12 protein-coding genes are annotated in these 12,434 nt (G+C 62.9%); 6 read left to right on the top strand and 6 right to left on the bottom strand.

Going from position 1 to position 12,434, the window contains the following annotated elements; genetic code table 11:
- Positions 1–93 precede the first annotated feature (93 nt).
- Genes tagH through VGD45_RS18740 form a run of 3 tightly spaced genes read left to right on the top strand, consistent with a single transcriptional unit; the run spans position 94 to position 3,740 of the window.
- Entirely contained in the window at positions 94–1,449 is a 1,356-nt protein-coding gene (gene tagH / locus VGD45_RS18750; RefSeq protein WP_331156870.1) for a type VI secretion system-associated FHA domain protein TagH, read from the top strand.
- Between the two features lie 3 nt (positions 1,450–1,452).
- Entirely contained in the window at positions 1,453–2,178 is a 726-nt protein-coding gene (locus VGD45_RS18745; RefSeq protein ID WP_331156869.1) for a PP2C family protein-serine/threonine phosphatase, read from the top strand.
- Positions 2,175–3,740: a serine/threonine-protein kinase gene (locus VGD45_RS18740; RefSeq protein ID WP_331156868.1), complete on the top strand. Its 1,566-nt coding sequence runs from the start codon at positions 2,175–2,177 to the stop codon at positions 3,738–3,740. Before VGD45_RS18745 ends, VGD45_RS18740 begins: the two co-directional genes overlap by 4 nt.
- Positions 3,741–3,750: 10 nt before the next feature.
- On the opposite strand, the gene VGD45_RS18735 is transcribed toward VGD45_RS18740, so the two are convergent.
- On the bottom strand, positions 3,751–3,993 hold the full coding sequence (locus VGD45_RS18735; RefSeq protein WP_331156867.1) for a helix-turn-helix transcriptional regulator: 243 nt from the start codon (positions 3,991–3,993) through the stop codon (positions 3,751–3,753).
- Between the two features lie 218 nt (positions 3,994–4,211).
- Here VGD45_RS18735 and proS point away from each other — a divergent pair, with 218 nt between their 5' ends.
- Together proS and VGD45_RS18725 are read left to right on the top strand one after the other, a co-directional pair.
- Positions 4,212–5,759: a proline--tRNA ligase gene (gene proS / locus VGD45_RS18730; protein WP_331156866.1), complete on the top strand. Its 1,548-nt coding sequence runs from the start codon at positions 4,212–4,214 to the stop codon at positions 5,757–5,759.
- A 58-nt stretch (positions 5,760–5,817) separates the two neighbouring features.
- Positions 5,818–6,735: a DMT family transporter gene (locus VGD45_RS18725; protein ID WP_331156865.1), complete on the top strand. Its 918-nt coding sequence runs from the start codon at positions 5,818–5,820 to the stop codon at positions 6,733–6,735.
- Here the strand turns inward: VGD45_RS18725 and VGD45_RS18720 are convergent.
- Positions 6,686–7,522: a LytTR family DNA-binding domain-containing protein gene (locus VGD45_RS18720; protein WP_331156864.1), complete on the bottom strand. Its 837-nt coding sequence runs from the start codon at positions 7,520–7,522 to the stop codon at positions 6,686–6,688. The two genes, VGD45_RS18725 and VGD45_RS18720, sit on opposite strands and share 50 nt — an antisense overlap.
- Before the next feature lie 22 nt (positions 7,523–7,544).
- The gene (locus VGD45_RS18715; protein ID WP_331156863.1) at positions 7,545–8,615 is read right to left on the bottom strand and encodes a sensor histidine kinase; all 1,071 of its coding nucleotides are present in this window, start codon (positions 8,613–8,615) and stop codon (positions 7,545–7,547) included.
- A gap of 288 nt (positions 8,616–8,903) precedes the next feature.
- Between VGD45_RS18715 and VGD45_RS18710 the strand changes: the two genes are divergently transcribed.
- Positions 8,904–9,293, top strand: coding sequence for a UrcA family protein (locus tag VGD45_RS18710; RefSeq protein WP_331156862.1), 390 nt, complete (start codon positions 8,904–8,906; stop codon positions 9,291–9,293).
- Positions 9,294–9,323: 30 nt separating this feature from the next.
- Here VGD45_RS18710 and VGD45_RS18705 read toward each other — a convergent pair whose 3' ends face one another.
- The 3 genes from VGD45_RS18705 to VGD45_RS18695 form a co-directional block, all read right to left on the bottom strand.
- Entirely contained in the window at positions 9,324–9,461 is a 138-nt protein-coding gene (locus tag VGD45_RS18705) for a DUF3096 domain-containing protein (protein WP_331156861.1), read from the bottom strand.
- Positions 9,462–9,569: 108 nt separating this feature from the next.
- Positions 9,570–10,250 carry an alpha/beta hydrolase gene (locus tag VGD45_RS18700; RefSeq protein WP_331156860.1) on the bottom strand — a complete coding sequence of 227 codons (681 nt, stop codon included), beginning with the start codon at positions 10,248–10,250 and terminating at the stop codon, positions 9,570–9,572.
- A gap of 14 nt (positions 10,251–10,264) precedes the next feature.
- Positions 10,265–12,316, bottom strand: a complete 2,052-nt coding sequence (locus VGD45_RS18695; RefSeq protein WP_331156859.1) for a response regulator — start codon at positions 12,314–12,316, stop codon at positions 10,265–10,267.
- Between the last annotated feature and the right edge of the window lie 118 nt (positions 12,317–12,434).

Genomic DNA, 12,434 nt, shown 5'->3' with positions numbered 1-12,434 from the left:
GCCGGACCGGTACGATCCGGGACGGGCCGTGGCTACGGCGCCGATGAATATTAGTCCCGCAACTGGGTATCCATCGACTGGCAGTGGATTGGCATGATTCTCACCCTGGAAGTCACCGGCCCGCAGGCCCAGGAAATGGGCGCCGGCGCGCGCAAGGCCTTCAAGGCCATCGGCGGCACCATCGGCCGGCTGCCGGACAATGACTGGGTGTTCCCCGATCCGTATGTCTCCGGCCGGCATGCGTTGATCCGCTACGTCAACGGCAAGTTCTTCGTCGAGGACACCAGCACCAACGGCGTCTTCATCAATTCGCCCGAGAAGCGGCTGTCGCGTGGGCAACCGCAGCAATTGCACGACGGCGACTTGCTGTACATCGATGCCTACCAGATCAATGTTTCCATCCAGAACGATGCCGCCGTGGATCGCCGCAACGATCCGTTCGCCAGCCTGAAAAACAGCACGACGAAGGCAGTACCTCCTGCGGCTCGGGCACCCACTCCGACGCCCGTCGCACTCGATGACAAAACTGAAAACCTCGCCGTGCTTCGACAGAACGACAGCACCGTTGCCCAACTTCCACCGTCCGCCAGGGAGGAGGACGAGGAGCCGGAGGACGAGGAAGATGACGATGCGGGCACCGAATGGTTCGGTGTCGCGGACATGGCGCCGAAGAAACCGGCGCCTTCCACAGAGCGCCTGCGGCCCCAGGTTGTGAAATCCACAGTCGCCGTGCCGCCGCCTCTTCCGCCCGTTCGACGACCGCCGCCGGTTGCTAAAGCGGTGCCGAACATACCCGCGCCTCGCCCGCGAGCAGAACCGAGCCCTCGAGCGGAACAAAGCGCGCCGACGCCTGCCACCGACGCACAGCTGAAAGCGCTGTTCGAAGCGGCCGGCATCGAAGGGCTCGATCCGAGCAGCGAAGCGGCGGCCACATTGGGTGAGATGCTGCGCGTCGCGGTCGGCGGCGTGATGGAAGCGCTGCGCACGCGAGAGCGCATGAAGGACGACCTGCGCATGCGGGGCACCAGCTTCAAGGCGACCGACAACAATCCGCTGAAGTTCTCCGCCAATGTCGAGGACGCTTTCCACAACCTGCTGGTGAAGCGCAATCCGGCGTATCTGCCACCGACCGATGCGTTCGAGGATGCGTTCCGCGATGTGAGCGATCACCAGGCGGCGTTCCTCGCCGCGATGCGCCTGGCGTTCGAATCCATGCTGTCGGAGTTCGATCCGCAGCGAATGCAGGAAGAGTTTGACCGGCAGATGAAAGGCTCCATCCTGGGCGTGCCGGCGAAGCTGCGTTATTGGGACCTGTTCCGTGACAAGTACGGCGAGCTGGTCAAGGATGCCGAAGCGGGCTTTCGAACTTTGTTCGGGGAAGCCTTCGCCCGCGCTTACGAGGAACATCTGGAGCGGCTGAGAAAATCCAGCCGCCCGGCAGGACAGTGATTCATGGATGAAACATTGACGGCACAGGACCGCCCACCCGATTACGTATCCGCGGGCAGCACCGATGTGGGGCGCTTGCGGCCCACCAACCAGGATGCCTTCGTCGAGCTCAACGAGGTGGGCGTCTGGGCCGTGGCTGACGGCATGGGCGGCTATCGCGACGGCGATGTCGCCAGTCGCATGGTCTGCCAGGGGCTGCAGCGGCTGAGCCCCCAGGGCTCGCTCGACGAAGCGATCAGCGTCGTGCGCCAGCGCATGAGCGACGTGAATCGTCGCTTGTACGAGGCGTCGGTGCGGGCCATCAATCCCATCGTCAGCGGCAGCACGGTGGTCGTCATGGTGGTCCGGGGCGAAGACTGCGCGCTCCTTTGGGCCGGCGACAGTCGGGTCTATCGCTGGCGCCAGGGTCAGCTGACCCAATTGACCACGGACCATACCTGGGCCGCCGAGCTGAACCTGCAGCATGCCGACGAAGAAGCCGATCATGCGATCACCCGCGCGGTCGGCGGCGAGAGCACGCTGACCCTGGACATCCGCAAGGACAAGGTGCGGGTCGGCGATCGTTATCTGTTGTGTTCGGACGGGCTCACGCGTGAGCTGAACGAAGCGCAGATCGCAGCGGGCCTGGCAGCCGCGGATGTGCAAACCAGCGCGCGCATGCTGATCGAGGCCACTCTTCAGGCGGGAGCGCGTGACAATGTGACGGTGGTCGTTGTCGAAGCTCGATGACAGGCATAAGCCTGCTCAGCATGAAACCCACGGAAGAAGAACAGACCAAACTGCGTTCCGCAGCCGCCGCCGACGGAACCTTGCAACACTCCGGCACCGAAGTGCGGACGGTGCTGCGGCCCGCCGCCGAGACCCAGGTCGAAGCTCGGCAGCCGACGAACATGGACGCGACGGTCGCTCGCACCGTGCAAGAAACGTTGCGCGCCGAGCCTGATGAAGGCGGCACTGTAGCTCGTACGCTCAAAGCCGGCCGGCCGGTCCAGAATTCAGGAACCGTCCATCCCTCCTATACCGAAGAAAGTCCGCTGGGTCCGTTGGAGCCCGGCTCGGTCATCAAGCAACGCTTCGTGCTGGAGCGGATGCTCGGCAAGGGCGGCATGGGATTGGTGTTCGGGGTCGTCGACCGCCGCAAGCTCGAAGCGCGCGACCCCAATCCGCATGTGGCGCTGAAGGTCCTGAACACGGATTTCGCGCGTCATCCGCAGTCGTTCATGGCGCTGCAACGCGAGGCTCGAAAAGCACAAACATTGGCGCATCCCAACGTCGTGACGGTGTTCGACTTCGATCGCGACGGCGATACGGTTTACATGACCATGGAGCTGCTCAAGGGCCGCTCACTGGACGCGATCGTTCGCGAGGCACGCGGCATGGGCACGAGCGCCGAAGTAGCGATGCCCATCGTGCGCGGGATCGCCGAAGGTCTGGCGTACGCGCATCGCAAAGGCATCGTTCATTCCGATCTCAAGCCGGGCAACGTATTCATTGCCGAGGATGGCGCCGCGAAGATTCTGGACTTCGGCATCGCGCGCGCCGTGCCGAACTCGGTCACCGAAGAGAACAAAGACGAATTCGACGCCGGCTCGCTCGGCGCATATACCGAGGCCTATGCCACGGATGAAATGGTCGCGGGTATCGATCCACATCCGGTCGATGACATGTACGCGCTCGGCATCATCGCGTACGAACTGGTCACAGGCTTCCATCCGTATCAGCGACACAGCGCGCCGAACGCCCGCAAGCTCGGCATCAAGCCTCCGCCGCTGAAAGGGCTGAAGCGTAAGCAGGCGCGCGCCATCGAGAGCTGCCTGTCCTTCGAGCGCAAGGATCGGCCACAGAACGCGAGCGAATTTCTCAAAGCATTCCGCGGCGTCACGTTACTTCAGAAAGTGACGCTCGCTGCGACCGCGGTGCTGGCGCTGACCGCGGGCTATCTCTGGTATCAAAACTACGTGGAAACCAGCCCGGCCGTTCCGTTCGCCGAGTTGCCGGCGCAGGTCCAGCAGGACTTCCGCGCCGCCATGCAAGAAGGAAACGAAGCGTGGGCGTTCTATGAGCGCGATGGTTTCGCGGATGCGATCAACACGGCGCTGGCGAGCTATGCCAAGGCCTACGACATGCATCCGCGCAATCGAGAAGCTGTTGCAGCACTCAATCGTGGAGCCGACGAAGCGTTACGCGCGACAAAAGATGATGTTGAGATGCGCCGCGAGCTCGCGCGGGAGTTGCAGAAACTCAGCGCGCACTTCCGGAAATACGCGCCCGTCGTAGAAGCCGCAAAGTAGTCGAACGGAATCAGGCGCGAAACTTCGCTCGGATGTCGCGGATCGCGCGGCTCGGATCCATCTCCAGCGCGTCCGCGATGGCGATGAACTCGATGACGTCGATGCGCCGCTCGCCCCCTTCGTATTTGGAAATGAAGCTCTGGGGTTTGCCGAGACGATCGGCGAGCTGCTGTTGAGTCAAACCAGCCTTCTCGCGCGCGGCGTGCAGCAGCTCGAGCAGGCGGACATGTGCAGGTGAACGCAGTGACTTCAAGGCACGAGCTCCGTGTTGGCGCCCGTGTCTATATTCCGGCCCCACGAATATCCCAACTCAGGATACTATTTATTGCCGCCGCGCAGAGCTGCCTGGCGACCGTTGGATCGGGCCCGCGCACGCCGCCCGGCGCCTGCACTTCGTCTGACACGGAAAATCTGCTGTAATCGCGCCCTTTCCCGCGTCGCGCCGGCACGATTCCAGCCCCCGTTCAACACATGAGCAGCAAACCCCAACAAGCCTCCAAGGCCAAGACCGCCATCACCCCCACTCGGGACGAGAATTATGCCGAGTGGTATCAGCAGGTTATTCGCGGCGCCGACCTGGCCGAGAACTCCGCCGTGCGCGGCTGCATGGTCATCAAGCCGTGGGGCTACTCGCTGTGGGAGAACATGCAGCGGGTCCTGGACGACATGTTCAAGGCCACCGGCCATCAGAACGCCTACTTCCCGCTGTTCATTCCGCTGTCTTTCATGCAGAAGGAAGCCGCCCACGTGGAAGGCTTCGCCAAGGAATGCGCCGTGGTCACGCACCACCGGCTGGAAGCGGGTCCGGACGGCAAGCTGCGGCCGACCGGCGAGCTGGAAGAGCCGCTGATCGTCCGGCCAACCTCCGAGACCATCATCGGCGACGCGTTCTCGCGCTGGGTGCAGAGCTATCGCGACCTGCCGTTGCTGATCAACCAGTGGGCGAACGTGGTTCGCTGGGAAATGCGCACTCGCATGTTCCTGCGCACCGCCGAGTTCCTCTGGCAGGAAGGTCACACTGCCCACGCCACCAAGCAGGAAGCCGTGGAAGAAACCATGCGCATGCTGGAGGTGTACGCCACGTTCGCCGAGGAATGGATGGCTGTTCCCGTGATTCGCGGCGAAAAGACCGCGAACGAGCGCTTCCCGGGCGCCGAGCAGACCTTCTGTATCGAAGCCATGATGCAGGATCGCAAGGCGCTGCAGGCCGGCACCAGCCACTTCCTGGGCCAGAACTTCGCCAAGGCCAGCGGCATCGAGTTCCTCGACCAGAACGGCCAGCACCAGCACGCGTGGACTACCAGCTGGGGCATGTCCACCCGCCTCATCGGTGGCTTGCTGATGACGCATTCCGACGATGACGGTTTGGTGCTGCCGCCGAAGTTGGCGGCGGTGCAGGTCGTGATCCTGCCCATCTACCGCTCCGATGAAGATCGCGCGCGCGTGATCGAGTACTGCCGCTCGGTTGCCGGCGAGCTGCGGGCACAGCGCTTCGCCGACCGTCCGGTCTCGGTCGTCGTGGACGAGCGCGATGAGCGCGGCGGCGACAAGGTCTGGAACTGGATCAAGAAAGGCGTGCCGCTGCGTATCGAAGTCGGCCCGCGCGACATCGAAAAGGATGCGCTGTTCGTCGGTCGTCGCGACCGCGCGCCCAAGGACAAGCAGAGCATCCCGCGCGGTGAGTTCGTCGCGTCGGTCAGCGCGACGTTGCAGTCCATCCAGGACGGCTTGTTCGCGCGCGCCGTGGCGTATCGAGAGCAGTTCACGCGCCGTATCGACACCAAGGAAGAGTTCTATGAATTCTTCACCGCGCCGACTGTGCCGGAGAATGCGCCGACGCCGATCCATGCGGGTTTCGCGCTGACGCATTTCAGCGGCGACTCGCAGCTGGAAGAACGGATCAAGGCCGAGCTTGGCGTGACCGTGCGCTGCATTCCCTTAGAGAAGAGCGAGCCCGGCACGTGCCCGTTCACCGGCAAGCCGAGCCCGCAGCGAGTCGTCTGGGCCAAAGCGTACTAAGCCCGCGATCAACGTTCACTGACAGTCGCCGTTGGGGCGACTGTCACAAGGCTTCTCGATGACCGCGGTTTCGCGCGCCACCTGGCAAATTCATTTCTGCGTCGTCCTGTGGGGCTTCACTGCCATTCTCGGCAAGTTGATCTCCCTGGGCACGCTCGCGCTCGTCTGGTGGCGCATCGTGCTCGTCGCCGGCGCGCTGGTGCTGGTCCCCCGCTTCTGGCGTGGGTTGAAGGCGCTGCCGCCGCGGATGATTGCGACTTATGCGGGCATCGGAATGGTGGTGGCGCTCCACTGGTTGGCCTTTTATGGATCCATTCGGCTGGCCAATGCGTCAGTGGCGGCGACTTGCCTGGCGCTCTCGCCGGTGTTCCTCGCGTTCATCGAACCGTTTCTGGTCGGTCGACGCTTCGACACTCGCGAGCTGTTGTTCGGAGTCGCGGCGATACCGGGTGTGGCCTTGGTGGTCGGCGGCACGCCAACGACCATGCGCATGGGAATTGCGGTTGGCGTGCTCGGTGCGCTGCTGGTCGCGATCTTCGCCAGCCTCAACAAACGTTTCATCGGCCAGAGTGACGCATTGACGGTGACTGGTTTGGAAATGGGCGCCGGCCTCCTGCTGCTGACCGTGATCGCCGCCGTGTTCTCGCCAGAGACAGTTTTCGTTCTGCCCTCGACGCACGACGCAACGCTGCTCGTGGTGCTGGCAATGGGCTGCACCTTGCTGCCGTTTGCCATGTCGCTGGCGGCGCTACGTCACGTCAGCGCCTTCTCGGCGACGATCGCTCTGAACATGGAGCCGATCTACGCCATCGTCATGGCGATCGTCCTGCTCGGCGAGCAACGCGAGCTCAGCCCCAGCTTCTATTTAGGTGTGGCCATCGTGCTCGCGGCCGTGTTTCTGCACCCCTGGCTGGTGCGCCCGCCGACTAGCGCCGCTGCAATAGTTGATCGACCCGATCCCGATAAGATCGGCTGAGCTTGATTTCCTGGCCGTCCTCCAAGGTCAGGAAATATTCGCCGTTGGTGTGAGGCCGCAGCCGCCGCACCCGTGACACGTTGACGATGGTCGACCGATGCACGCGCTGGAACAGCTTCGGATCCAGCACCGCCTCCAGCGACTTCATCGTCTCTCGCAACACATACGTGCGTCCGTCGGCATGCACGCACATGTAGTCGCCGGCCGCATCGATCCAATCGATGGTGTTCACGTCGACTCGCACGGTGCCGGCATCGTCACGAATCGGCAGAATCTGTGGGTACTGAGGCTGTCGCTCCGCGTGCAGGTATTCACGTAATGTTTGCTCATCCACCGAGCCAGTTCCCTGCGTGGTCGCCAGCAGCTTGATCAACTGCTCGCGCTGACTCAGCGCATTCCTCTGTTGCCAGTAACCGCGCATCCGATCCAGCGCCTGGGTGAACCGCAGGTCGTTGATGGGTTTGAGCAGGTAATCGATGGCCTGCGCCTCGAACGCGTCCAGCGCATAACGATCGTACGCGGTCACGAAAATCACCATGGGCAGCGATTCGTGGGGCAGCCGGGCCAGCACCTCGAAGCCGGACAGCCCCGGCATCTGAATGTCCAGAAACATCAGATCCGGCTTTTGTTCGGCCACAGCCGCGAGCGCCTCACGGCCGTTGACGCAGTGTCCGACGATGACGATGTCGGTGTGTGTGGCCAGGCGCAGCTCGATGCCGCGGCGGGCCAGTTCCTCGTCATCGACAATAATGGCGCGAATGGGTTGATCGAGAAGTTGGTCGGTCATGGCACTACTCATGACGTCTTACTCAGGCCGGCGCCGTGGCGCGCTCCGCCGGGAACGTCAGGGACACCCGCAAGCCGGGGTCGGTATTGGCGACGCCAACGGCGCCTCGGTCTCCATACAACACCTGGAGACGCTCGCGAGTATTGCGAATACCGACGCCGCGACCATTGGCCAAACGGGTCGCATCGATCATTCCCGGGCCGTCGTCCGCCACTTCCAGCTGCAGCATACCCCCGGTGACGTGGGCGCCGATGCGGATTTCTCCGCCTTGCTCCCGTGGCGACACCGCATATTTGATGGCGTTCTCGATCAAAGGTTGCAACAACAGGCTGGGCACCAGCATGCAGCTTGCGGCGTCCTCGATGGCGTAGTTCAGGCGCAACCGCGCGCCGAACCGCATCTTCTCGATGTTCAGATACAGATTGAGAGCGTCGATTTCCTGCGCCACCGTCACCTTCTTCATCGGATCCTGATCCAGCGTATAGCGTAGGAACTCCGACAGGCCGGTCACGGCGTTGTTGGCCGTGCTGTTGCGGTTATCGAGAATCAGCGTGGAAATGGCGTTCAGCGTGTTGAACAGGAAGTGCGGATTGAGCTGATAACGTAGCATCTTCAACTGCGCCTCCTGCGCTAGCGAGGACGCTCGCAGAGTGGCGATGCGTTCCGCCTGCAAGGACTCGTAGTAGCGCACGCCGAAGTACAGGCCGATCCAGCACAGCATCAGATAGGTGGAGCTCAGCGCGCCGCTGAAGTACTCCGCCATGTGAACGATGGGCCATTCCGTATCCACATACGTGTGATAGAACCAGTTCATGATCACGCGCAGCACGCAGGCGGTCAGGTAAGCGGCGGCGAGACCGCCGGCGATCATGGTGGCCGGCGGCTGCTTCCATAACCATCGACAGATGTAGCGCAACGGTGCGCTGAGCACGCAACCCGCCGTCGCCGCCACGGCGATGTATTGCACATAGGCCACAGGCTTGCCGTACAGCAGTGCCCCGACGTACTGCGAAACGCCATAGGCGCTCCAGCCGAGCACGTGCAGGGACCAGAACAGCAGGTTTCTGTTTTGTTTCAGTTGTGCGAGGTCCATGCGGCCACTGTAAGCAAGGCACGCATCGCAAGCCAACCTTTCGTCGCGCCGCCGGCACGTCCGGTCGCAAGGCGCGCTCAGCGGCTATCGGCGGCTCCAGCTGCGTTACGTCCAAACGATGGCAAGGCGCGATGAGCGGAAGGAATGCAAGCGCGCGCCGGCCCGTCCAATCGGCGTCGATGAAAAATTTCTCGCGACGCTTGCAACCCTTCTGGAAAGGCTCGCATCTCAAGTTCAAGCGCGCGATGAACGGTACTTGAATAAGCAAAGTTTAGAGGAGACTCGATCATGTCCAGCCCCGTCACTTTCCGCGTCGCGCGTTTCGCTGCCATCGGTGCGTTTGCCGCCCTGTCCTTCGGCGTCACGGCTCAGGCCGGTGAGTTGTCCACCGAGGTCGGTCCGGCCAAGACCGTGATCCAATACTCCGATCTGGACCTGTCCAAGGAAGCCGATGTGCGCGCTCTGTACAGCCGCCTGCAGCGGGCTTCGGCGCGCGTCTGCAACCAGAACAGCGATATCCGCGACCTGCGCATGAAGCGGCTGTACTCAGCGTGCTACCAGGAGACGCTCGAGCGCGCTGTCGAAAGTGTCGGGCACTCAGCTTTGACTGCGGCGTTCGCGGCGGACGATCAGATCCGCGTGGCGGGTCGCGACGACAAAGCCCAAGCGAGCACTTGATGTGATTTCTGGCGCCAGCTCGGGCCCGGCCTACAGGCGTGGGCCGAACAGCCCGAGCAGGCCGATGACGATCAGATAAACGGCGACGATGTAGTTCAGCAGCCGCGGCACCACCAGGATCAGAATGCCGGCGACCAGCGCAACCAGGGGACCGATGCTGACGTACATATAGCGCCTTTATTGGAATTGCCTGTGAGCGGACTCACAGGCGGTACGTCAGAACACCGGCGTTTGTTCCGATGCGTCGCGGGTTCAGTCATACAGGCGCTCGGTCGTTCAGGCGAGTCGGGCCTGCAGCCATCTGGAAATCTCGACCACCTCTTCCATGCACACCGAGTGTTCCATGGGATAGGTGCGCCATTCGATGCGATAACCCAGGCTTTGCAACACGTCGCGTGACGCCTCGCCCATCTGCAGCTGCACGACGGGATCGTATGCGCCATGACACATCAGGATCGGCACATCGCGATTCGCCGCCGAGGCTTCCTGCGCCACCGTGGAGCGTAACGGCAAATAGGTCGACAGCGCCATCAGCCCGGCCAGGCGCTGCGGATAGCGCAAGCCAGCTTGGAAAGCGATGGCGCCGCCTTGTGAGAAACCGGCAATGACGATTTTGTCGGCCGGAATGCCCTGCGCGATCTGCTGCTCGATGTATTTCTTCACCACACCTTCGGATTCGCGGATGCCGGCATCGTCCTCGGCGCGTTCCGGCCCGAAGCCTTTGATGTCATACCAGGCGCGCATGACGTAGCCATTGTTGATGGTCACGGGTCGCGGCGTGGCGTGCGGAAAAACAAACTTCACTGGCAAAGACGCGGGCAGGCGCAACTCTTCGACGATGGGAACGAAGTCGAAGCCGTCCGCGCCGAGGCCATGCAGCCAGATAACTGCCGCGGTAGGCGATGTTGGCGGCGTGAGAACTACGGCATCGGCGGATTCAGAAGTCGAATAGGGCATAACTCTCTCTAAGATCAGTGCACGCGAGCGCGCAAAATTTCTGCAACGGCATTGCCGAGCTCGGCCATGTCGAACGGCTTGCGCAGCTGCCTGGCCATGCCGAGCACCGCTTCCACGGCGGCGCTGTCGGCATAGCCCGAAACGATCAGCACGGGCAAGCCAGGTTGTTTCGATTGCGCCGCCTTGGCCAGCTCGGCGCCATTCATGCCTGGCATGGCGAAATCGGCAAGCAACAAATCGAAACGTTGCGAGTCCATCAGAGCCAAGGCGCCCGCTCCGTCATGCGCGTCGTGCACTTCATAACCGATCGAGCGCAATGACTCACGCATGAATCGGCGCACCAGCTGATCGTCGTCCACGACCAGGATACTCGCCGATCCGGTCGCGCCGGGATGTTCCGCGGCCGCGGGCTGGGGTGCCGGCGCCGTCACTGGCGGAGCAATCGGCGCGGTTGCCAGGGGCAGAGTCAAACGAACCGTCGTCCCCTGATGGAGCTCGCTATCGATTTCCAACGATCCACCGGACTCGCGGGCCACCGCATACACTTGCGACAGTCCCAAACCCGTGCCTTGCCCGACCGGCTTGGTCGTGAAGAACGGTTCGATGGCCCGCACGCGCACGTCCTCGGTCATGCCGGCCCCGGTGTCGGTCACGGACAGCTGCACGTAATCGCCCGCTGGCAAATGTTTGTCCACCGCATTCGCGCGACGGGCGGCGATGATGAGCTTGCCGCCGGCGGGCATGGCGTCGCGAGCATTCACGGCCAGATTGAGCAGCGCAAGTTCCAGCTGATTGGCATCGCTCATCACCCTGCGGGCGTCGGGATCCAGCTCCATGCGCACCTCGATCGACGGGCCGACCGACTGCTCGATCAAGCCGTTGATGCCGTTGAACAGCTGCTGCAAATCCACCGGTCCGACCGACATGCGCTGGCTGCGGGAGAACGCCAGCAGCTGCGATGCGAGCTTGGCGCCGCGTCGTGACGCTTCCAAGGCGTTATCCGCGAAGCGGCGCAGCCGCTCGTTGTCCTGAACGCGGGTGCGGATCATGTCCAGATTGCCGATCACGGCGGTCAGCAGGTTGTTGAAGTCGTGAGCGATGCCGCCCGTCAGCTGTCCCACGGCCTCCATCTTTTGAGATTGACGCAATGTTTCTTCCGCGCGACGACGTTCCGCCATGTCGCGCAGGACTAAAAGCACCAGCGTGCCGCCGAGAACCAAAGCGCCCAGGGCCGCGAGTCCGGCGGCCACGAACGACCAGGTAGTCGGCGCGTCGATCATTCTGGAGGCGACGGCCAGGTGCGCCGACCATTCCGACCACGGCGATGTATGAAACGCCGTGAAGTTCTTCAGCCCCTCATACGTGGTGCCACGATAGAAGCCCCGGTCTCCTTCGCGGATGGCCTGACGTACGAAGCTCGTGGCAGGTGTGCCGACTCGCGTTTCGAAGCTCAGCGTGCGCGCCACGAACTTACCATCCCGGTCCACGATCGCAGCTGTGCTGCCGGGTTCGGCCACTGCCGTCAGGAGCTCCTGGAATACGGGGGGCAGGATGGCGGCGCCAATCATGTACCGCACCTGGCCCTCGATCAGGACGGGTACGTACACCCAGGCGAGCGCATCAGGTGGCGCGGTCACCGAGCCGATGACTGCGGCCTTGCTCCGACGAATCTTCTGCAAGGGTTCCGCGTGTGTTTCAGCGAGCGCCTGAGGCAGGCCGAACGGCCGGCGCAGATCGAATATTTCCTGTCCGCTCTGTGCATCGATCAGCACGATGGTGCGCCAGGCGGGATTGACCTTCATGACCCGCTGCAGACGGAAATAGAAGTCGCGAAAATTGCCGTTGACGAGATTCACCGAGCTGGTCAGCACGCCAAGGGCTGCCAGGTCGCGGCGGAGCCGTCCGTCGACCAGCATGGTGGCGATCTCGCTGCGCCCGAGCGCCTCGGTTTCGACGCGAACGCGTTCGGCGCGTAGGAAATAAAACGCGCCGACTGCGACGAAGACCACCGTCGGTAGCGTCGCGGCCACCCCCAACGTGATCAGCGAGCGTCGAAAGAATCGCATTCTTTGTTTTATCCGCTCACTGGCAAAGAGGGTATTGTGCCTCGCGCCGCCGCCGCGAGATAGCTGTCAGCAAAGCACGGCATACGTAGGTAATCGACCGGGATCGCACAGCGGGAAA

Origin of the sequence: Steroidobacter sp., assembly GCF_036402275.1 — a bacterium.
Lineage (GTDB): Bacteria > Pseudomonadota > Gammaproteobacteria > Steroidobacterales > Steroidobacteraceae > Steroidobacter.
The sequence above is the reverse complement of the archived record's forward strand: the minus strand, read 5'-3'. Positions and strand labels throughout refer to the sequence as shown.

Bases quoted from the DNA above. Each gene is read 5' to 3' on its own strand.
- tagH (WP_331156870.1), top strand. From the start codon at position 94: ATGATTCTCACCCTGGAAGTCACCGGCCCGCAGGCCCAGGAAATGGGC.
- VGD45_RS18745 (WP_331156869.1), top strand. From the start codon at position 1,453: ATGGATGAAACATTGACGGCACAGGACCGCCCACCCGATTACGTATCC.
- VGD45_RS18740 (WP_331156868.1), top strand. From the start codon at position 2,175: ATGACAGGCATAAGCCTGCTCAGCATGAAACCCACGGAAGAAGAACAG.
- proS (WP_331156866.1), top strand. From the start codon at position 4,212: ATGAGCAGCAAACCCCAACAAGCCTCCAAGGCCAAGACCGCCATCACC.
- VGD45_RS18725 (WP_331156865.1), top strand. From the start codon at position 5,818: ATGACCGCGGTTTCGCGCGCCACCTGGCAAATTCATTTCTGCGTCGTC.
- VGD45_RS18720 (WP_331156864.1), bottom strand. From the start codon at position 7,522: ATGACCGACCAACTTCTCGATCAACCCATTCGCGCCATTATTGTCGAT.
- VGD45_RS18715 (WP_331156863.1), bottom strand. From the start codon at position 8,615: ATGGACCTCGCACAACTGAAACAAAACAGAAACCTGCTGTTCTGGTCC.
- VGD45_RS18710 (WP_331156862.1), top strand. From the start codon at position 8,904: ATGTCCAGCCCCGTCACTTTCCGCGTCGCGCGTTTCGCTGCCATCGGT.
- VGD45_RS18705 (WP_331156861.1), bottom strand. From the start codon at position 9,461: ATGTACGTCAGCATCGGTCCCCTGGTTGCGCTGGTCGCCGGCATTCTG.
- VGD45_RS18700 (WP_331156860.1), bottom strand. From the start codon at position 10,250: ATGCCCTATTCGACTTCTGAATCCGCCGATGCCGTAGTTCTCACGCCG.
- VGD45_RS18695 (WP_331156859.1), bottom strand. From the start codon at position 12,316: ATGCGATTCTTTCGACGCTCGCTGATCACGTTGGGGGTGGCCGCGACG.